Annotated in this window: 19 protein-coding genes and 2 pseudogenes; 13 read left to right on the top strand and 8 right to left on the bottom strand. The window is 57.3% G+C overall.

Annotated features, from left to right (window positions below):
* Positions 1-15 precede the first annotated feature (15 nt).
* Both sctJ and ACVIIW_RS15110 read right to left on the bottom strand, forming a co-directional pair.
* Positions 16-822, bottom strand: coding sequence for a type III secretion system inner membrane ring lipoprotein SctJ (sctJ, locus tag ACVIIW_RS15115; RefSeq protein WP_456705159.1), 807 nt, complete (start codon positions 820-822; stop codon positions 16-18).
* A gap of 62 nt (positions 823-884) precedes the next feature.
* Positions 885-1,394, bottom strand: a complete 510-nt coding sequence (locus ACVIIW_RS15110) for a nodulation protein NolB (protein WP_456701475.1) — start codon at positions 1,392-1,394, stop codon at positions 885-887.
* A 187-nt stretch (positions 1,395-1,581) separates the two neighbouring features.
* On the opposite strand from ACVIIW_RS15110, the gene ACVIIW_RS15105 reads away from it, so the two are divergent.
* The 9 genes from ACVIIW_RS15105 (at position 1,582) to ACVIIW_RS15065 (ending at position 11,505) form a co-directional block, all read left to right on the top strand.
* Positions 1,582-2,283, top strand: a complete 702-nt coding sequence (locus ACVIIW_RS15105) for a secretin N-terminal domain-containing protein (protein WP_456701474.1) — start codon at positions 1,582-1,584, stop codon at positions 2,281-2,283.
* Positions 2,284-3,453: 1,170 nt separating this feature from the next.
* A complete protein-coding gene (locus tag ACVIIW_RS15100; RefSeq protein ID WP_456701473.1) occupies positions 3,454-5,253 on the top strand; it encodes an HrpF/NolX family T3SS translocon protein in 1,800 nt (599 codons plus the stop codon).
* Between the two features lie 864 nt (positions 5,254-6,117).
* Positions 6,118-6,414 carry a hypothetical protein gene (locus tag ACVIIW_RS15095; RefSeq protein WP_456701472.1) on the top strand — a complete coding sequence of 99 codons (297 nt, stop codon included), beginning with the start codon at positions 6,118-6,120 and terminating at the stop codon, positions 6,412-6,414.
* Between the two features lie 71 nt (positions 6,415-6,485).
* Positions 6,486-6,719 (top strand): nodulation protein NopA, encoded by a 234-nt coding sequence (locus ACVIIW_RS15090; RefSeq protein WP_456701471.1) that lies wholly within the window; start codon positions 6,486-6,488, stop codon positions 6,717-6,719.
* Positions 6,720-6,834: 115 nt separating this feature from the next.
* Entirely contained in the window at positions 6,835-7,725 is an 891-nt protein-coding gene (locus ACVIIW_RS15085) for a SctD/MshK family protein (protein WP_456701470.1), read from the top strand.
* Positions 7,726-7,946: 221 nt separating this feature from the next.
* A complete protein-coding gene (locus ACVIIW_RS15080; protein WP_456701469.1) occupies positions 7,947-8,300 on the top strand; it encodes a hypothetical protein in 354 nt (117 codons plus the stop codon).
* A gap of 20 nt (positions 8,301-8,320) precedes the next feature.
* Positions 8,321-8,731, top strand: coding sequence for a type III secretion apparatus assembly chaperone SctY (gene sctY, locus ACVIIW_RS15075; RefSeq protein ID WP_456701468.1), 411 nt, complete (start codon positions 8,321-8,323; stop codon positions 8,729-8,731).
* Positions 8,732-8,739: 8 nt separating this feature from the next.
* Positions 8,740-10,857 carry a type III secretion system export apparatus subunit SctV gene (gene sctV / locus ACVIIW_RS15070; RefSeq protein ID WP_456701467.1) on the top strand — a complete coding sequence of 706 codons (2,118 nt, stop codon included), beginning with the start codon at positions 8,740-8,742 and terminating at the stop codon, positions 10,855-10,857.
* A 102-nt stretch (positions 10,858-10,959) separates the two neighbouring features.
* Positions 10,960-11,505 carry a tetratricopeptide repeat protein gene (locus tag ACVIIW_RS15065; protein ID WP_456701466.1) on the top strand — a complete coding sequence of 182 codons (546 nt, stop codon included), beginning with the start codon at positions 10,960-10,962 and terminating at the stop codon, positions 11,503-11,505.
* Positions 11,506-11,784: 279 nt separating this feature from the next.
* On the opposite strand, the gene ACVIIW_RS15060 is transcribed toward ACVIIW_RS15065, so the two are convergent.
* Complete coding sequence (locus ACVIIW_RS15060) at positions 11,785-11,970, bottom strand: hypothetical protein (protein ID WP_456701465.1); 186 nt, start codon at positions 11,968-11,970, stop codon at positions 11,785-11,787.
* Between the two features lie 1,519 nt (positions 11,971-13,489).
* Here ACVIIW_RS15060 and ACVIIW_RS15055 point away from each other — a divergent pair.
* Both ACVIIW_RS15055 and ACVIIW_RS15050 read left to right on the top strand, forming a co-directional pair.
* Positions 13,490-14,239, top strand: a complete 750-nt coding sequence (locus ACVIIW_RS15055) for a hypothetical protein (protein WP_456701464.1) — start codon at positions 13,490-13,492, stop codon at positions 14,237-14,239.
* Positions 14,240-14,296: 57 nt separating this feature from the next.
* Positions 14,297-15,016, top strand: coding sequence for a hypothetical protein (locus ACVIIW_RS15050; protein WP_456701463.1), 720 nt, complete (start codon positions 14,297-14,299; stop codon positions 15,014-15,016).
* Positions 15,017-15,148: 132 nt separating this feature from the next.
* On the opposite strand, the gene ACVIIW_RS15045 is transcribed toward ACVIIW_RS15050, so the two are convergent.
* Positions 15,149-15,505 (bottom strand): hypothetical protein, encoded by a 357-nt coding sequence (locus tag ACVIIW_RS15045; protein ID WP_456701462.1) that lies wholly within the window; start codon positions 15,503-15,505, stop codon positions 15,149-15,151.
* A 2,345-nt stretch (positions 15,506-17,850) separates the two neighbouring features.
* Here ACVIIW_RS15045 and ACVIIW_RS15040 point away from each other — a divergent pair.
* Positions 17,851-18,405: a peroxiredoxin gene (locus tag ACVIIW_RS15040; RefSeq protein WP_456705158.1), complete on the top strand. Its 555-nt coding sequence runs from the start codon at positions 17,851-17,853 to the stop codon at positions 18,403-18,405.
* A gap of 172 nt (positions 18,406-18,577) precedes the next feature.
* Here the strand turns inward: ACVIIW_RS15040 and ACVIIW_RS15035 are convergent.
* The 3 genes and pseudogenes from ACVIIW_RS15035 to tnpA all read right to left on the bottom strand — a co-directional run.
* Positions 18,578-19,018, bottom strand: a pseudogene (locus ACVIIW_RS15035) (IS66 family transposase); the annotation flags it as partial.
* A gap of 69 nt (positions 19,019-19,087) precedes the next feature.
* Positions 19,088-19,441 (bottom strand): IS66 family insertion sequence element accessory protein TnpB, encoded by a 354-nt coding sequence (tnpB, locus tag ACVIIW_RS15030; RefSeq protein WP_456701461.1) that lies wholly within the window; start codon positions 19,439-19,441, stop codon positions 19,088-19,090.
* Positions 19,438-19,860, bottom strand: coding sequence for an IS66-like element accessory protein TnpA (gene tnpA, locus ACVIIW_RS15025; protein ID WP_456701460.1), 423 nt, complete (start codon positions 19,858-19,860; stop codon positions 19,438-19,440). Before tnpA ends, tnpB begins: the two co-directional genes overlap by 4 nt.
* Before the next feature lie 90 nt (positions 19,861-19,950).
* Here tnpA and ACVIIW_RS15020 point away from each other — a divergent pair.
* Positions 19,951-20,257 (top strand): annotated as a pseudogene (locus ACVIIW_RS15020) (carboxymuconolactone decarboxylase family protein); the annotation flags it as partial.
* 212 nt (positions 20,258-20,469) lie between these two features.
* Here ACVIIW_RS15020 and ACVIIW_RS15015 read toward each other — a convergent pair.
* Positions 20,470-20,766, bottom strand: a complete 297-nt coding sequence (locus tag ACVIIW_RS15015; RefSeq protein ID WP_456701459.1) for a ferredoxin family protein — start codon at positions 20,764-20,766, stop codon at positions 20,470-20,472.
* Positions 20,767-20,772 lie beyond the last annotated feature (6 nt).

Below are 20,772 nucleotides of genomic sequence, written 5' to 3'. Positions count from 1 at the left end.
ACGGACCTGCTGCCACTATTTCGGGTCGGAGGAGAGCTTTTTGCCGGCGGACCGGACCGTCGGCTTGCCGGCATCTCTGCCGAGACTTGTCACTTTGCGCCAGGATTGACGAAGCTGTTGCCCACGTGTGCTCAGCAGCAAAGATAGCATGGCCAACGCGGCGAGCGCACCTCCTGCACCGACCGCGATGTGGGTTGCGATCAACTTGCTTGGACCAGCGGAAGCTGTTGCTGGCACGACGGAGACCTCATGCTGAGCCCGCTCAACCGGCACGAACACGACCGCCACCTTGTCGTATGATAGACCTTCGATGCTGTTGGCGACGAGCATCTTGATCTGCGGTAGCAACGCTGAGAGCTTGGCGTTCGAGGCGTGTCGAATGAACACCGACGCCGAGGACGGAGTTGCATCCTGTCGCAAAAGATCATTCTTCGGCAGAACGACATGAACACGCGCGGAGAGAACCCCATCGATATCATTGATCGTGCGCGACAATTCTTCGCTGAGAGCATAGACGTAGCGAGCTCGCTCCTCAACCGGAGAGGCAACAAGGCCCGCCCCCTTGAACACCTCACCAAGGCTCTTGAACGGTTGGCGCGGCAGGCCCTGGTCATTCAGCAGCTCGATTGAGTAGGCGAGCTGCTTTTCCTCCACCTGAATTGTGCTGGTCCCATCCTTACCCACGACACGAATGGCATCGACACCCTTGCTCAGGAGCAGCCCAAGCATCTCGTTAGCTTCGCGCTCCTGAACTTTGGTATACAGGTCAGCTTTGCAGCCGGCCAGGCTCAGCAAGAGCGGCAACAGAACGAGAGCATAAATCCGCTTTCCTGCGGGACAGCCGCTCCTGAGCTTATCTTTCGTCAAGACAGCCAAAGGGTCGCTCAGCCCGCCGATAGAAGCTTATTCAGAGATGAACTAACAGCACCTGTCCCCTTCGAGAGGAGCGAAACCTGGATGACGCCGTTGTAAACACCCCGCAGATTCACCAGCGCCGATTCGAAATGATCCACACCTTCCGGTTTGCCCGCTGGACGTACCTCGATTTGCTGTACACGCAAGACTGGTTGCGCCGCCGGGCCAAGCTGCAGACTCTTGGTAGGATTAGGCTCGTCGACGATCGTCGGCGAAACTGCACTCGACGGAAATGGTGTAACCTGGTGCATAGCAGAAATGCTCTGAAGGATGCGATCGCCGAACGGGCTCGCCGGCGTGACAGCGCGCTGGACTTCCGGCAGCGATGGAGCCGGCGTGCGCTCGGCCACAGAAGAGCCAGCACCTTGGCTCGAGGCGGCCTGCGCAAGACTCTCGTCGAACTGGGCATGTGCCGGCGAGCATCCGCCGGCGGCACACTCGACCGAATTGGAAGAGACCGACTTGATGTCGAACAACATGGAGGAAATCATTGCTATCCCGTAGTGAGATGAGCCATCTGTTCACACGAATGGGGCGGGACCTTAGAAAAGCAAGCTGACCGAAAACTGACGAGCAGCTGCCATTTAATGATCACGGTCAGCTTCCAATTTGGGGGGAAGCATCGGCTTTCATCCGGTGCTCGTTTTCATGTGTAAAAGAGCAGAAATGCTCATCTCCTCCACAGGACAGCACAACTTGAAGAAAGTTCTCTATGCCGGTGTTTTCATTTCCTTGGGCGTCGTTGAGGCGCTCGGCGCGCCCCTGGCGCTGCCGTCGACGCCTTATAGTTACACAGTTCTGGATCAGGACCTCGCGGCCGCGCTGCAGGAATTCGGCAACAACCTAAATATCAGAGTCAATGTCAGCACCGGGGTGAAGGGGCGGATTCGCGGGCGAATGCCCGATCTCCCACCGCGAGACTTCCTCGAACGGTTGATCAATTTGTACAATCTCCAATGGTACTACGATGGGCTGGTGCTCTACGTATCCGACGCGCATGAGGCGCAGAGCCGCCTTTTGGTCTCGAGCCCAATCAACTTTGATGCGTTCAAGGCGGCACTCGATGCACTCAACATCTCAGACGAGCGTTACATTGTCAGAGCAGTACCGGGGGATGGCCTCGTCTTCGCCTCTGGTCCACCCCGCTTTGTCGCGCTCGTGGAGCAAACACTGAAAGGACTTGTGGCCGAGGCACAGGCACGACGAAACCCGAGCGGTAGCGGAAAGCCACCGAACGACTCTGTTTTGATGCTATTTCGGGGATCTTCCAGCGTGGTCGTTCGCGAAGGACGACCGAATGACAATCCTTCGCCGGAGGTATCACATCAAGAGGGCGTGGTCCACACACCCGATTCAACTAATAAATGACTTATGCTTATGACCTGTGTCGGCTTTACGAAAGCTACTGCTGCCAATGTCAGAGCTCGGGTGTGTAGATGGCCGTTGCCGCAGCACGGCGCAATAAAAGTCCAGACCGCAGCCGGATGCGACCCAGACTTTTGGCCAGCAGCATTGGCGGTCGCGCTTTGCACTTTAGCGCCTCACGCGAGCTTTTGAACAACTCTACGAAATCCGTCATGCAAATGAGCTTCGTCGCACAAGAATGAAAGCCAGCCGGTTTTTCAAAGGGACGAACAGGATGGACTTTGCCGTGCTAAGCCCGGTGGACAACAGCCCAGCGTCCCACTGGTCCTCGGAGGCAGATCATCGCGTCTCGAGCCATCAGCGAGCGGCCCACATCCCAACAGCCGATCGCTCAATACCGCGGACGCCTCCGATTTCGGCAACGACCCTGTTTGGCAATTATAGATCCTGGGCTAACGCGGGCATAGCCCACGTTGCGCGCACCGGTTGCTCCGCTGGAGATTGGAGATTTCGCCTTGACGAAATGTCGTCGCGCCAGACCAAGTGGTTCTTCACTGGCCAAACTGCGAGGTATGCTCTGATCGAAATGCTAGGGAACCGCGATCTTGTACCGACGGCGCCTGGGACGTTGAACTATATACCGAATGATAATCGAGATAGTCCGACGGTATTCTTCCGGATCGACGCGCCAGGCATTCTTCATGTCATCATGCTTAGCCGCTTGGCGAGTGTTCGCTCGAAGCGCCAGTCAAAGAGTATGGTCCAGCGAGGGTCTGAGATGAATAAAACCCTCTCTCGCATTCGGTCATGTGAGGCACAGCCAGGACGGGTAGTTGGCCCGGAGAGGCGAGTGATCGGGCACAGCAAGCAGGCCGATTCCGATATCGAGGCCCCATCGCCGTCTTTCACAAACTGTCATTTTGCGTCTCGTCGTGAAACCTCTGCGCGCCGTCAGCTTTTGGAAAGCTAATCAAACCTATCATACGGCGTGAATGTCTAGGGGCGATGTGCCTATAGATTGTAGGGAAACTGAGTGCTGGAGGCGCACGGAGCAATCGGAAGCAAGCGGTAGGAGCCAGACGCCTATCGACATTTCTTGCTCGCGGTTCGTCGCCATTCTCGGGCTGCGCCACATGACCGGTTGTGGTGCGATCTCAAATCAGAGGACGTATAATGTCAGTCAACAACGTATCGCTAACCGCCAGCACGACTTTATCCGCACTGGCCCCGGGGCCATCATCGGCGCGGGATCTTTCAAATTTCGAGGCGATGCTGGCTAGTTTCTCGTTGAAAGACAAAACCGAGGCCCATTCCGCACCGCAGGATCCGGCGGCTACGGACCCAGCCAAGCAGCTGACCGAGGAACTTACGCAGGAGGTGCGGAACATCCTCCCGCCGGAGATCAAGGCCGCACTGGACGGATGTCAAGAGACCCCAGAGTCTTCCTCGCCCGATTCCTCCACCACTGTGAGCGTCCCGAAGATTGCAGAGGCACCCGTACAAAGCTCCAGGATTACGTGGAACAGCGGTACGCTGACCGATTCCGAGCTGCAGATTGTGTCAGTGCTGAACCGACACAAAGACAAATGTCCGCTGGATTGGAAATCTCTTGGAGATCTGGCCAACGATCCGTCCACACCGCCCGATCTAAAGGCGGCGATTGAGGCTCTGCAACAGGACCCAGAGCTCTTCTATGCGATAGGTTCGCAAGGTGACGGCCGCTGCGGCGGGAAGATCAAAGCAGATGATCTCTCCGGCTTCTCCGACCACCATCCGCAGGTTGCTGCCTTCCAGGAGCAGCGGGCAAAGAGCTATACGCAAAACTACATCCCTTCCGATGGCACCCGGAATGGCGAGCCATCCGTTATGACCCAGACCGATGCATTGCGCGAGCTCTATCGGTATTCCGACAACCTCCCTAGGACCCTGAGCCTTGCGGATTTCAAGCGGATCGTCGACGGCGAAGCTAAAACTGGCAAATGCCCGCCGCAGGTCCTGGCGGCCGCTCAATATTTCCTCGACCACCCGGATGAATGGAAGCAGTTGTACGGTGGCTCGATAGACAAGGTTCACAAGGAGGACTTCCTGCAGGTTGCTTCATCATCGATGAATCTCACGCAGTCCGAGCTCGATACTCTCAATACCATCAGCACGAACCAAAACGCTTTCTTCGGGAAGGGCGACCTGACCTTGGAAAATCTGGCGAGCATGGTCGATGATAAGAGCCTCGCGCCCGAGGTGCGAAAGGCGGCCTCCCAGCTGCTCTCGGATCCTGTGTTGTTCGGGCTGATGAACAACGCTATTACGGGCTACAAAACCCACCACAAGTTCTTCGACTTCGGCGGCGGGCATACGGTCGATTCCGGCAACATCAGCAACAGCGACTTCAAGCAGTTCTTCAACAACATGTCGGGCGCGAACCGCACCGTCCATCAGGTGAAGACGCATGCCGCCCGAACGCCTGCCGAGCAAGACGCGGTCGCGGACATGACGATGGGCGTGACAGACCAGCCCGATGTCAAAACCCCCAAAAAGAACGGTGGCGCCTTCATGCACGCACTTAATGACGTGCTCAAAGTTGGCTCTAAGGTACTCGACTGGGCCGCGACTGCAGTCGGTGTACTTGGCTTCATTCCAGGGTTGGGTGAATTGACCGATCTGGCGTCAATGGTGCTCGAGGCCGAGGCGCAAGCTGCAAATCTTCTTCACACTGCGATCAGTGGCGGCAACATAAAGCAAGCGCTGGAAGAAGCCGGGCTGAGCCTTGCGGCACAGGCGGTGGGCTGCATCGCGGGACCTGAGGTCAAATTAGCAATGCGAGAAGGCCTGGTGAAGCAGGCAATTCAAGAAGCCGCGACCGCCGGCATCAACCTGCCGGTTTCGGTGGCCCAGTCCTACGCGGAGGATTATCTGAATAGCCTGAAGGCCCGCATCGAGTCCGATCGCTTGCAAGCTGCAGGCGCTTACGCTTAGGCCAAGAGCTATCCTCTCATCACGCTGGAAACTGAGCTTGCGCGGCCTCCGCGCGGTTGGGCCTCTCTGCCGAGCAGTAGGTGGCGCAAGCTCTACCAGATACTTGAGACCGCCCCGGAATCCGGGGAACTGATTTCGGTACTTCAATGCGCATGTATGTTGGCCGCACTCGATCGCCCAAGTCCGACCTCAAACCCAGTCTGCCGCTGACGCCGCCTCTCAACACACGATGCAATAACATTGCGCCACAGACTGGCCGCAGCGCCAAGCCTGTCGATTGCACAAGGATCGAGAGCACCTTGGTCGCGAGCGGTAGGAACCGATGGGCTTTTAGTCGAGCGGCGGGCTCCTAATCGCTCTCCGTGAAAGGTCGCGATCGACGGATCTGCCATAAGGCTGCCTCGGGATCGATGGATCGTTCCGGTGCTAAATCAGCCGTCACTCTGACTGTCCGCCTCGCTCCCGACCGGGTCAGGCTCCGCGCCGCTTCGCCTGACCGCAAGCAAATCGCTGAAAAGAGCTCGGAGGCATCGCAACGAACGTGAGCCCGAGCTTGCAGCACGTCGGCCCCAAAACGCTCTTATTAGTAGTGCCTTTGATATTCCGCCTTTGAACGCTTTCGAAGCGATGAGCAACGTGTTCACCCGATCAAGCTTCACAGACCATCGCTTGTCTCTATCCATCTGATCTCCAGCTTTCGCCGGCGACCTATCAAATACGGCGTGCTGGTGAAGACGTTTAATGAGGATCGACGATCGGCTCATTGCACTTCTACGGCTCGTCAGCTTGTCGAAAGCTAAGACTTGCATACTGAAGGGTGGAAATTGCCTCCATTGGCACATCGAACTGACATAGGAGAACCCGATGCGCGTTACGAGCTCTAACGTCGCTGGGCACGCTGATGCTGACCTCCACGCCGCCGGCGGCAAAAGTGGCGGCAAAACAGGATCTCACAAGCCGGGCGAGCGCGAGAATCATGGCCGATCGCCTGATGCAAACATTCCCGTAAACAGCGGCGCCTCCACTCCAGGCGGCAACTCGCATGAAGCCGCCATGCAGCAAGCGTTCAACGTCGCTCTGGGAGCCGTTGCTCTCCAATTTGCGAATAGTGCAATGAGCCATTTCGACGATGTCATGGCCGAGACAGACGAGGATTCCTGACGCCGCATATTGCGACGCTAGGAAATAGTCGCCGCATGTAGCGGCGAAATTCGAGCACACAGGAGAATAGTATGACTAAAAATGTTGGTGCGTCTCATACCTCAGCCGCAGGTGGGGCAGCCGGCACCGCAACTGCTGCAGCCACTTCCACCGCCGCTGAAGTTGCTGGAGAGGCGGCATTCCAACGGCAAATTGCAGCTCTGACTGCGACCAGCACAAAGGCTGCTGAGAGGGACGTGGAACTTCGCGTCGTCTCGACCGAGCTCTCGACTGTCAAGAAAGCGGCCGACGAACGGGTGCAGTAAGGGACGAAACGGGGCGGCGTCGCCGCCCCACCTTCCCCGGCTGCTTAGTCTGTGAAGTCGCAACGGGCCGTACGGTTTTGCCGTACGGTCCCGTTCGCTGTTCAGGAAACCAACCGTGAATGAACCAAATTGCCCGCATTTCGAAGTGCTGTCGGGGTGTTATTCCGGGCTGACAGGTAAAGTAGGGACCGGATCGTGCCTGATTGGCAGCAGCCTCGATGCAGACTTAATCTTCGTCGAACAAGGCCTCGAACCGCGCCATCTTCGTGTCACCCCGCATTCCAATGCAATCGAGATCGAGGCCCTTGCGGGGGACGTCAGGATCGAGGGGCACGAGACAATTTTACCAAATGAGCCAATTGTTGTCGCTCTTCCTGTCACTTTGCATGCCGGCGCGATGTCAATTCGCTGGACAATCGAGGACTACAAACAAGCTGGCTCCATCCACCGCCGGCGTATATTGCTCGCAGTGCTCGCCCTGGCCCTGATCAGCTCTGCCGCCGTTGCCGCAGTCGCATCCAGTTTTGTCCAGACCGACAGCAGCATGGCATCAAGTGCGTCGTCCCCAGCTAGCGACATTGCACCAAAACTGGCGCTCAGCGCTCCTGATGCTCTCGCCACCGATGCAGCTGCCGGGCGGCTGCAAGAGGAGGTTGATAGAGCAGGCCTTGTCGGGATCAAGATCGGCTCTGGGGCGGGCGTTGTCACTGCCGACGGCACCGTTACACCCGCCTCGCTCCCCACATGGCGAGACGTCCAGCAGCGGTTTGATCACAATAGCCATGGGGCTTATACGCTCGTCAATGCGGTCGCCATCAAGGATGAGAAGACGCCCCCCACAATCGGGGTCGAGGCTGTTTGGCGCGGGAGCGATCCCTATATTGTCATTGCTGGTCAAAAGTATTTCGTCGGCGCGCTCCTGACCAATGGATGGACCGTCTACGGGATTGAGAAAGGGCGTGTTCTGCTGAGCCGGGATGGCCGGCTTGCCACTCTACCCTATTAGTTTTTAGGCCGCAGGTAAGGAACGAAAGTGCCATGACTAGGCTTCCCCCCAATGCCCTCGAGCCTGGCACCTCTTTTCAGGAGCCAAACGTTGACCATCATGCATCTGACAACACTCCGGTTAATTCTCGAGCCAAGTCCATCTGGATTGATCGGACACGGGGGAATGATAACAAGAGCCACACCTCAATTTCTCATCATAGCCACGTGCTGGATCGGTTGGTGGACTCCACGATCGAGAGCGCGCTCGAGCTCAGTTCGATCGATGCAGTTTCGCGCATCAATCTCGACGAGGCGCGCGCCTCGCCAGGTCAAGTGGAACCGGGCTCGACACTCGCTTGGCTTAATGAGCCCACTCTGGCGCAAAGTCTCCTCTCCTTCGTGACACCGCGCTTACGTCATTCGCATGTTCTGCGTCCAGAGCAACACGGCCTTCTTCTGGAGCGTTTGGCTGATACGCTATCAGCCGCGCCCCCCGAAGATTTGGGTTCACGTGAAGGCGCCGCGCTTCTGCAACTGGAGCTGAAGCGATTAATCCTGCTCCGACAGAGCCACAACGGCTTGATCAAAGGCTAGTAAAGGCCGGGTCAGACAAAGTGCAACACTCCACATCTACACAGCCGGCAATCGTTGCCGAAGCCGGCGCTGTCGAGCTGATCTCCGGGCCTGAGCGAGATTTGCTCTGCGTGCTTTCTTATGCCCACCTTGCGTGTGGACAAAGCGCCAAGAGCCTGACTCTGTTACGGCTGATCGCCCACGAACAGTCTCAAGACATCGGCCTGCTCCGCATCCTAGCCTACGCTCTCATCTCGGAGCGTCGCGGTGACGAAGCACTGTCGGTATTGGACAAGCTTGACAGACTGGATGATGAGCCGTCTTCGTGTCTGCCCTTGATGCTGATGCGCAGCCACGCCCTGCGTCACGCTGGCCGCATGACCGAAGCGCGAGCCGTCTTCAAACGCTATGTTTTGTTGCGTGGCAGCACAGCTGCAATCGAACAACAATAAGGCTTCCCATGGCCAACCTTCTAAGAAAACTCATCACGCGCGCGCCGGCTCACCCCGATTTGATGGTCGCGTTGATGCTTCTTCTGGCAATCGGAATGATGATCATGCCGATCCCGATCGTGGTGATCGATATGCTGATCGGCTTCAATCTGGGGTTTGCCATATTGCTGTTGATGGTAGCCCTGTATCTCAACACGCCACTCGACTTTTCGTCCCTGCCGGGGGTCATACTGATCTCCACCGTGTTTCGTCTCGCTCTTACAGTTGCAACGACGCGACTGATCCTGGCCGAGGGCGATGCCGGCAGCATCATTCATACCTTCGGCGATTTTGTCATATCCGGCAACATCGCCGTCGGCATTGTCATATTCCTGATCGTGACCATGGTGCAGTTCATGGTTCTCGCCAAGGGCGCCGAACGGGTGGCGGAGGTATCGGCGCGCTTCACCCTCGATGCGTTGCCGGGCAAGCAGATGGCGATCGACGCGGAGCTACGCAACGGCCATATCGATCAGCACGAAGCCCGCAGCCGGCGCGGCGCGCTGGAGCGAGAAAGTCAACTGCACGGCGCAATGGACGGCGCTATGAAATTCGTAAAGGGCGATGCCATAGCCGGACTCATAGTCATCTGTATCAACATGCTGGGTGGCATCACGATCGGATCGCTGTCCAGGGGCATGTCCCTCGAGGAGGCGATGCATCAATACACGATCCTGACGATCGGTGATGCCCTCATTTCGCAGATTCCTGCCCTGCTGCTGTCAATTACCGCCGCAACCATTGTCACTCGTGTCAACGGTCCTTCCAAACTCAATCTCGGCGCCGATATCGTCAACCAACTTACGGCCAGCACACAAGCGCTACGCTTGGCGTCCTGTGTCTTGCTTGTGATGGGGTTCGTTCCTGGCTTCCCTTTGCTCCCCTTTATCATACTGGCCGCCCTCTTCTCCGCCGCCAGCTTTCTCAAGGTTGGCGTGCAAGAGGGCAAGACCGCTCCCAAGGCTGGCGCTGGTCCCACGGGTTCGGCTCCCGCTTCCGCACAGGGTCAGAAGCAAGCCGTGCCGGCGGAAGCACTTCCGATTACGCTGTTGCTAGCGCCGAGCCTGATGCAGGCGATCGACGTAGGGGAACTGGAGCAGTGCGTCGCTCGGGTTTCGGCGCGGGTTTCAGCTGATCTGGGCATCACTATTCCACGCATTCCCGCCCAAAGCGCAACGCACCTGGCCCAGTCGCAATTCCGGGTGGATGTCGAAGGAGTGCCCGTGGAAGAGGGCGGCATTAAACCTACACAACTCTTACTTAACGACGACGTGGCGAACATTGATTTGAGCGGGATCCCCTTTTGGCACGAGCAAGACACGAATCGGATCTGGATCGAACAACGCCATGCGCCTGCTCTCAAAGCTGCCGGAATAGGGCATCACCGTCCGAGCGAAATCATCGCCTTGCGGATCCAGTCCACGTTGACACGCTATGCACAGCGCCTGGTGGGCATTCAGGAGACACGTCAGTTGCTTGGCCGGATGGAACTGGAATATGCCGATCTGGTGAAAGAGGTGCTGCGAACGACACCGATCCCTCGCATCGCGGATGTCCTACGTCGCTTGCTGGACGAGGGCATTCCGATCCGGAACACCCGTCTGGTTTTGGAGGCGCTAGCAGAATGGAGCGAACGCGAGCAAAACGCCGTACTGCTCACCGAATATGTGCGCTCCGCGCTGAAGCGACAGATCTGTCACCGCTACGCCAACGTCCATCGTGTTGTGGCGGCCTTTATCGTCGAGCGTGAGACCGAGGATATCGTGCGCAGTGCGGTGCGCGAGACCGCTGTCGGTCCCTACCTCGTTTTGGAGGATCGGCAAAGCGAGATGTTGCTTGCGCAATTTCGTCAGATCCATTCGAGCATCGCACGCAGTCAGAACCAGCCGGTGATCCTGGGCTCGATGGATATCCGGCGCTTCATCCGCGGCTTTCTCACCCGCAATGGAATAGACCTACCCGTTCTCTCGTATCAGGATCTCGCCCCGGATTTCACCGTCCAGCCGATTGGCTCCGTAAAACTTGCGCCTGGCAAGGACAAGGCTCCTACAGGCGGCCATCGTGACCTCCTCCCTGCGGCTGGCTGACGAGCGTAGTTGTGGGTGAGATCGCTTATGAATTCACATAAGGCTGACATTCTGCGCCGCTGGCGTCACTTTCCTCGCCATTCGTGCTTGGCCGTTCTCCCCATGATTGCCATCGTGCTGCTCGCAGGTTGCGCTGGCTCACACAAGTCTGGTCTTTCACATCAGCCGGCGTCCACGGCAGAGCTGCTCGGGGCCAAGGAGCTCGATCCTGCTATGCGCGAGCGCATCGCTCACGCCCTCGGTCGCGATGCTGACGAGAAAGCCTTACGCGATGCGCTGAAGCAACAACCTGACAATGTGGATGCGGCCATTCCTCTTGCGCGGGCCTTGATGGCTCGCAAATGCCCGAACGATGCGCTTGAGGTCCTCGACGGCATCTTATCGGCAGCCCCTGGCGACCTGCGCGCATTGAATGCCAAAGCAGTTGTTCTCGATCACGAAGGCCAGCATCGAGAGGCGCAAGAACTGTACCGCCAAGCTCTCGCTGCGGAACCCGCAAACCTGATGCTGCGCAATAATTTAAACCTGTCCCTGGCCCTTGAAGGTAAGACGGAGACCAGCGGCGCCAACCCAGCACCGCAGGAGGACGGCCGGCACTTCGCGGCGCTATCTCGAACGGGCCAATGCGGGAGCGGCTCGGAATGGTAGCGTCTTGAGGCTTTGCTGTTAGCTTGCCGAAAGCTAGGCTTACCATCCGCGCGGAATATTCAATCGGTGCCAGCCCCGCGACCTCGTCGTAGCGGCGACTTTGGCACAGCGTCTGCGAGGCGAAAGCGTTCGCAGAGCTGAGGTGTAGATCGTTCTATTCGAAGCTCTCACGTGAATTTCCAGCGCGCCCGCTTGCCGACTGGATCGTTTAGCTAGCATTGCCTTTCATGATCCGGCCTATTGACCAGATCGCGACGCTTTTTTGATCGTCGAGCGCAATCAAGCAGGACGTGCAGCAGAACAACTAAAGTATGTCTCGATCTCCGCGATCGCGCGTTCCTCCCACTCTGTAGCTTGCGCTAGCAATGAGGCTCGTTGGGTTGGCCGGAATGCCGCGGACTGACGGCACAACGAAGCTATCGCGCGATAACGGCGCACATCTTCCATAACGGCCGGTCCTGTCATGTGTGGATCTCCTCCCCTGCAATCTCGGGCAAGAACTTGCTCGAAAACCATTTTCGATCTGTTAGCGCTCGGAGTGGAGGCTGTGAATGGTTGGCAGAACGTTGCCGACATGGCGGTGGCCGATAGCCACAAGGAGCACATCGACATGAAATCCCGGCTCGGCAGCGCTCCGTTCGGGCGCTTCTGCAGCCCGTTGGCTCAGTTTATTGGCCGGATAGCGGAGTGTAGCAACAGCTAGGCCGAACTAAGCACGTTTCGATTTGCAATCTCAATCAGGATGGCTGTGAACTGCCCTGTCTTGGAATCCTCACTAACCAATTTGAGCAATTCGTTTAGTGATGATTCGAAGGCGGACAGCGGTCCTTTGTGTCCGCATCCCTTGCCTCCAGAAACAGCATCGCGCACACAACTATGACTTTTTCCGTCTCATCGACGCTAGCGGAGATTGACCAATTGTTTACCTCGGCCATTCGCAACCGAAATGCTGCATGGCCGTGGCCTGACAAGATTATCCATTGACGATATTCGGGGCTGGCCAGACCGCATCCACGCCGTCGGTGTACAGCAGTTGCACGAGGCCATGTGGAAATGGCTCGACAAGAAACGGTCGGTGGCCCGCTATCTTATCAAAGAGTCCACCTTCACACGGGGAGACGCTCATGATCCATCCTTGCACAGGACGTGAGATCCTCCTCCGGGAGCCGCGCTCCCAATCGCGATGCTCGGCTCGGCAAATTCGCTCGCCGCCGCGAGGACGCTTGCCCGGACCAGGATTAGCGAAGAGCTTCGTCTTGCGGTATTGAAGCCCGGATCGTGCAGGATTCCACTGCCCCGTTGATAGCGATGGAATCTGCCCTCACAGGCGGCGCGACTCAGGAGCGCATTCAAATACCTCCCGCAAGCCACATGGTTGCTGGCCTGCTCAGGGAAGGTTCTGCCGGACATGTCTTCAAGACCCTTCCTGAGCGGCCCGGCCTCGCGCGATTGATCTGCATTTTCACTCGACCCATGATCACCTCCGCGGTTCTTTGCGCACGCCGCGTATCACAATACTGTTCAGCAGAGTGAGAGATCGGTTGTTGAGCCTCATCTCTCGGCGCTTGTCTGCCGAACAGAAAACGGTCTGATCCATCACACCTGTGTTGATTTCCGAGCTATCACGGGGACAGCGCCGCCCGACTCGATTGCGCTTCCCCGCGCTCGTAATCCGACCCTACGTAGGATTCGGTCGCTTCATGCCAATCTAGATGGCGGGGCAGAGATATGGCGGCGGCGCGCATTACAGCCGCTTACAAACCTCACGTAGACCACCAGTACGAGTGATTTACGCCCCATCTCGGCCTCCATAGTCGTTGCAATCCAAGGACGTCAATCGGTTGATGTTGAAAACGTCCATCAGTCGCAGATCAATTGCGCATGCGGTTCATCGCCCCTTCTTTCTGCCACGTTCGCACCCAAAGCAGAGCCGCGTCGGTTGCGCATCTGCGCACGGCATAAGCGAGTGTCTCAGGAGATTCCTATGGTGAAGCCAGTTGTAATTGTGGTAGGTGCGGATAAGGGTGGAGTGGGTAAAACGACCGTATCACGAACGCTACTGGACTACTTCAGCGTCAACAAAGTTCAAACTCGCGCCTTTGACACGGAGTCTCCACGGGGAACGCTGAAGCGCTTTTATCCCGGGATCACCGAGATCGTCGACATGACGACGACGGCGGACCAGATGAAGATATTCGACACGCTAAACGCAGGTCTGTCCGTTACTGTCATTGATGCTCGCGCAGGATTACTATCGTCTGCGCTGGCTTCTTTACGCGACATCGGATTTCTGGACTCGGCGCGGTCTGGCCAGATTACGTTTGCTGTGTTCCATATTCTTGGATCATCTATCGCTTCACTGGACGAGATCGCGGAAACCGCGACCTTCATGAGCGGCGCAAAGTACTATCTAGTCAAGAACTTCATCAACGACACTCAATTCTTCCAGTGGGATCAAGCGACGTATAATTCGTATTTTCACCGCATCAAACATGCGACAGAGCTGGTAATACCAAAACTTAACGAGATGGCATACGAGCAGGTGGAAGTAGCATCCGTGCCTTTTATAGACTTCGTCGCAAACAAGGGGCGTAACGATGAACCTGCGAACAACTCCTTCGTGCTTCGAGGCTATGTCCGCCACTGGCTGGCAAACGTCTGGAGCGAATTTGACCGGATTAACTTGACGGAATTGGCCGGGGCAAAGTCCGGCACCCGGGCCGGCGACGATTAGGCGCATATTCGGTAAGCTTCGGCTGCCCGCGTACGAACTAAAACTGACTTGCTGGCTATGTTAGCGACGCCCATCTACATCATATGCTCTCCTAGCCCGCAGGTCGGTAAAACTCTCATCGCCCGGATTATGAGCGAGTTCTTGTTGCTCAAACACGGCACAGCGCTGTCGATCGACGTCAACTTGAACGAGCCATCGCTGCTCGACTACCTGCCAAACATCACTGAAACCGCAGATCTGATCGACACTTACAGCAAGATGCAGCTGATGGACCCTCTTGTCATCCACGATCGGGTGCCGAAGGTGATTGATCTCGGCTTTCACGCCTTCGATGAGTTCTTCAAGATGTGCGAGGAGATTGGCTTCATGAAGGAGACGGAGCGCCGTTATGTCGCTCCCATGATACTCTTCGTTTCAGGCGCTGAACGCATTTCTCTTCGCGGTTACGAAATGCTGCGGCGGCGAATTCCGGCCAATTCGCTGGTCACCATTCACAATGAATTCGTGCTACGTGGCGGATTATCTGAAGCGATTGACGGCGAACGCATTCTTCGGATCGCCGCGCTTCCGCCGTTCCTCAACAGATATATAGATCGGCTTGGCTTTTCCTTTACTGGGTATCTGCGCCACGAGAAGGACTGGTCAACCGAGCTACATCAGTGGATCCGTCAGAATTACAGCATGTTTCGCGACCTAGATGCGAGCGTGATGCTGCGAACGACCTTTCGATCCCGGGGGACAGATATCGACAGTCTACGTTACACAAGGGCTACTTGAGATTCCGATCTGCTCGGCGTTCAGTCGTTCTGCCGAGCTCTCTGCGTTGTCGGAGCTCGATCACCGGTTCTCCGGCTCTTGGTTATTTGTTCGCACACCAATCAATGATTTGCCGCGCAGGAATTATGCAAATCACCCAACCGGAGCGCCGTAAAACGCTATGGTCTGCGGAGACTCCTCGCCACGGTCGTGGCGTGATGGTGATATTGAACCTGGCACAAACGTGTGCCGCGCGATAAAGCTTGCTTGACGCTCCAGGACCACCACATCCGTGATGACTTCAATTGACGATACACTAAGTGAGATCAGATGGTTGCGGAACGAAATCTGGCGCTGCCGTCGATTACTTAAAAGTGGCTCGCCTGTTGCTGAGCGTATCGCCGTTGAGAAGCGTCTGGTTGAACATCTTTTTGCCTTTGAACGGCTCTTGTCGACGGCATTCCCTTTGACCTTGAGTTCTAAAGTACAGTCGCCCAAGAGCACTGCCATCGAGGGAGCCGATTGCCGCCGAGCCTGCGATCAAGAGCGCGCAATGCCAGGCACAAGGCAGTCCGTGACGTCTGGCAGAGAATGACGGTAAGCCTGGGCGCAAGGACATGGGTGCATTCCGGAGGTCGATGGCGAATACGTCGCCCGCATGGAGGGCGCGCTCGATCTCCACGTCGAATAATTCGGACCAGCAGCGAGCCAGTCAGGTTTGCATCAGCCGTGCTACAAAACCCCGGCAAGATAGCCAGTTCCAGTCCGGCTGGAGATAGACGTATGACACCTTGGTCACATAGACATGAGACCAAATGTCCCATATTCGTCGTCTGAGGATCTCCGTGCAGGAGACGATCGTCATGGCACCTTGTTCCCCACTGCCGTGATCGAGACCAATTTGATGCACGGAGCTCAGTCCTCCGGTTGAGGATTCGAAGCTGGACAGGACGCCGACTCGAGACAGATCAGCTTAATTACCAAGCTGGCCAAACTCCGGCGCTCGTCGTCTGAATGCCTCAGTGACGCTCGATTTTTGCAACTGCCGCCCGGACCGATCGCTCCCTCGGTGGAGGACGAGCGGAAGCTTGTTGATACGCGGTACCGGTCCATCACCTTTCGCTGCCGCCGTCGGCACCATGCGGCGGCATTTATCTCGCAAGTTCTCGAAATTGTCTCTAAGGCATAAAATGGCCACGTCCTCATCGCCACGCTGTGTAAATTGGCCACAGAAGCGAGTCACTTCTGATCTGCACGACGTCAAGACCTGCACAGCCCGACCGTCTCGCGCATGTGCGCATCCTATCCACCATGGTGCCGCAATCACTATCACAGCAACGGCGACCACACGCGGATGTGCATAGCGGACGCAGCTCATTCGTAGCTCTTGATCCACGCATCCTGTTCTAGGCCGCATGTCCTTCACTGTACCTATTTCTCCCCCGCATGTTCAGTTCACCGGATTTGGCCGCCTCGGCTGCGGCCGTCTCGCTGTGCGGCAACTCCTGAATAAGGCATCCGAAATCATCATCGACAAGCGCAACACGGTCGTTGGCAAGACTGACACAACCTGGTCAGCACGCTTGTGTGGCAATGCTCGCCTCGATACATCGCGCTCTCCTACGGAAGGAGTACAACCTGACGCTACGATCGATTCAAGCCTTTTTTAGCTTTCGGCAATTGTAAATATATTCTTAGACGTGGCCCCACTTGGGGTGCGGTACAATGAATTCCAACGCCTCCAGGCTTGACGGCCTGCTCTCGTTTCCAAAAGTCTCAAATTTCCCGGATGACGCTTCGCCGATTGCGGGGTCAAGGTGCATAGGGCATCCATCGACCCGATCGATGACAAGCTGCGTCTACACGGCACACGGGCAGCACTACCCGCGGAAGCTCCATCTCCAATACAACGGCGGTAGATCAACCTCACTTTCATCGCGTAGTCTTACACGTGCGGTTGGCGACGCGAGCGTCTAAAGCCCTACAGCGAGTTGCGGCGGGTGAACGCTGCAGGCGAGAGCGTTAAGGCGTCGTTCGAGTGAGGGGCGCCGATACTCCAACAAACGGCACGCGAATTGCTCGCGTAAACGTCGAGTAGATTCGCGGGGTCCAAATGAGACTTATCCGATTCATCCTGCTGGACTTAGCTTTGACCCTGCTCGCATCCGAGAATGCGCAGGGCATGACTATCGCTCCCAACCCAAGTGTCAAATCAGCTACTGAAGCCCAGGGATCCTTGATTAACCCACGATGTCGCACCGTCTTAGGCTGGCGCTATCGAACGCAACTAAGTGGCGCCAATAATATCCCAATTGGGATAGACAATTATCTATGCGGCAATCCACTGGGAACCCTGAAGCCGGCGACATTGCATGTCGTCGAATTCCTAGCAGCCTTTTTTGGACTCAGCGCATTTGCGCTCTGTTATTTAGTGAAGCTCCACGACAAATACAAAGGTGGAGGATCTAGCTAACCTGTTTCAGCGGAACTGACGCCGCTCAGCCTGCTGAAGACGGAAAATCTGCTGTTGAACAATGTCAGCGAGCGTCTGCGGGGCGCTAGATCTGGCGGTTTTGACGCAAGCCTTATAACGGCAGATCAACGCTTGTACGCGAACATCTCAGGCGCTCGCCGCGAAGCTAGAGTTTCTCACCGGTCAGCGCGCTGTCCGCAACCAACGACTTGTTGGGTTTAGCAAAGAAAGCGATTGGCTACGTCGTAAGAGCGCTGATTGACGCGCCCAGCGCGAGCATGCCGGTCTAAACCCGATTGATTCCTTTCGCGAGAACGGATGGCATATGGATTGCTTCAACGGTGAACTCACGATCTACAGAACGCAAGTTTATGAGGACAGCATGCTCGGAATTGGAAGTCAGTTGCCGTCATTCGACATCACGGGCGTCAAGCCAGGTTTTCAAGCGCAGGAAGAAGAAGGGCGGAGTGCATTCGAGACCCTGACTGAAATGAGCTTTCCGGGAAAATGGAAAATCATCTTCTTCTATCCCAAGGACTTTACCTTCGTCTGTCCGACGGAGATTGCTGAGTTTGCCCGGCTTGCTAAGGAATTTGCTGACCGCGATGCGGTCGTACTGGGTGGTTCGACTGATAACGAGTTCTGCAAGCTTGCTTGGCGGCGCTCACATGTCGACTTGCACAAACTACCAATCTGGCAGTTTGCCGACACAAGGGGAACGCTCGTGGACGGCCTTGGCGTGCGATCACCCGAAGGGGTTGCTTACCGTTACACCTTTATTGTGGACCCCCAGAACACGATTCAGCACGTCTATGCGAACAATCTTCGTGTCGGGCGGAGTCCCAAGGACACGCTCCGCGTTCTCGACGCGCTGCAAACGGACGAGCTTTGCGCCTGCAACCGCGAAATTGGCGGCGAAATCTTAAAAGTTGCTTGACGCTGCATGTCGTCGCTACCTTGGAGACGATCACATGAGCGATAGCCGCTTCGGTCGGCAGCCCGCCGGGCACGACGTGTTCCGGTGCGTGCGCCTGCGCGACAGGGCCCGAGCAGCGGCTACAGATGTATTTCGGGCGGCGCGTGACCAGCACGCGCCATTGCGCCGGGATCACATCGAGGCGCTTGCTGACGTCCTCGCCGATCTTCGTCATGGCGCCGCAACCGCACGGGCAGTGCGTGCTTGCAGGCTCGATGATCCGTTCCACGCGCGGCAAATGGGCAGGCAAGCAGCCGCGATTGCGATGAGAACCTTGATCCGGCACGCGCCGCGATCGGCCCTTGATCACAGCCTCGGCTCTCTCCTGCGCCGCGTCCAGGATGCCTTGCGCGATCTCCACGTCTTCCAACGGTAAGTGATACTGATCTGGCCGCAGCTTTTCGGATTTCGCGCCGAACCTGTCGCGCCGCAATTCGCCGAGAATGACCTCTAGCCGACGCCGCGCTTCCTCCGACGCCGCCAGCGCCCCCTGATGCTCGCTCAAGGCCGCCTGCGTTTGCGCCAGAAGCGCCTTCAGGCGTTCGTTTTCGTCGCGCAGCGCCGCGATGCTCATGCGCTATTTCGAGCACATCGCCGCCGCGCGTGCCACGATCAAAATAGCTGCCGAGTCATTCTGCCGCAGTTATCCCGCGACCTGCGGGCGCCGTGCTTCTTCCGGGCGGACCAATCTCCAATCCAGCCCTTCGAACAAGGCCGCAAACATCGCCGGCGACATTCGCATCACGCCGTCCGCGATCGTTGGCCAAACGAACTTGCAACCTTCGAGGCGTTTGTGCACCAACACCAGGCCCGTTCGATCCCAGACCAAAATCTTGATCCGGTCCGCTCGTTTCGATCGGAATACCAAGGCTGCGCCGCTGAACGGATCGAGACGAAGCATCTCCTGCACCTTCGCCGCAAGCCCGTCGTGGCCACAGCGGAAGTCGATCGGCCGCGTGGCAACGTAAATCTTCAGATCAGTACCGGCCGCGATCATCGTGACGCTCGCACCGCACGGATCACCCGGCATAGCTGGTCAGCATCTATGGCTGTGTCCGTCCGCAGCACGACATCGCCGATCGCGATCTCAAGCTTGACCGCCGGAGGCTGACGCTGCTCCAACGCATCTTCCAAAACCAGAGGCGCAAACGTTGGTGGAGACGCCTCGCACAGCGGCAACATACCTCGTTGTCGAAGCCGCCGTCGCCAATCGTAGACCTGCCAGCGCGTCGCTCCGTGCTTGCGCGCCACCTCGGATACCTGGGCGCCCGGCAACAGACTCTCGGCGGCGATCCGAGCTCTCTCAGCTTCCGACCGCACACGACGTCCTGACGGCCCTTCCAGAACCTCCAGCCGGCTCACCGACCCCGCCGATGAGCCGTCCAAATGGACGTCCTTTTTGCTGTCCAATCCCATCCCAAGCCTCCGTCCCAGCCGGAGGCTTCTTCGCACAGCTATCCCAGTCCCGAAGCAAGGGTTCCCACTTAGCGCTTACCCACAGTCCCAGTGGAGGGGATGAACAACGTCCACTACCGCTTCGCTCACCTCGTTTCCGCGTCCGGAATACAAGACGATGCCGTTACGGATACATATGGATGTGACCGGCAATCCCGGCGTGACCAAGCCGATTTCGAGCTATCGTCGCTTGCCGTCTCCGTCATAAACGGTTGCGGTGCCTGCATTGATGCCCATGAGGAAGACATTGAGAGCCGCGAGTGCCGAATCCGAAGCGATACACACGGGCGTGCGCTTTGCTGCGATCACCCAAATAGTGGCAATCGCAATCGAAACTCCTGAGCCTGTGCGCCCTTAGGCGAGGGGCTGATCTTTACGCCACATTCCGATCAACGGAGCTTGGGTGCCGCTGAGTGGCACCACATCGAGCCCTTTGCGGCCACTTCGGCAGCCTAGCCGTCTAGGGAATAACGTCGTCGTCGAATTCCGGCCGGCCTGCGAGCGACGAATGCGGCTCGGAAAGGACGAGTTCCTGTCGCCTAGCCCCAGTCGCTCGGCCATCGTCTACCATCACCCAAACTTGAACAACACGCCATATCCCCCGCGCGGATGGCTCCATTGGATGTCGCCGGTCGGCTCGGCGATCACACGACAGGTACCGCACTCGATGCAGCCGTCAACAGCTATCTCGACCTGTCCGTTGTCGTTGAGCTCGTAACATCTCGCGGGGCAGACTTTCAGAAGTGCAAGTAACTGCGGGGACGGCGTCGTGTGCGGACGGACCTTGACGTGGGGGTGTCCGACGTCGACGAGATAACGATTGTAATACAGCTTGTCTTCGACACGCACTGGGGTATCGCAATTCATGTTTGG

Source organism: Bradyrhizobium sp. USDA 4449 (genome assembly GCF_054056275.1).
The sequence above is the reverse complement of the archived record's forward strand: the minus strand, read 5'-3'. Positions and strand labels throughout refer to the sequence as shown.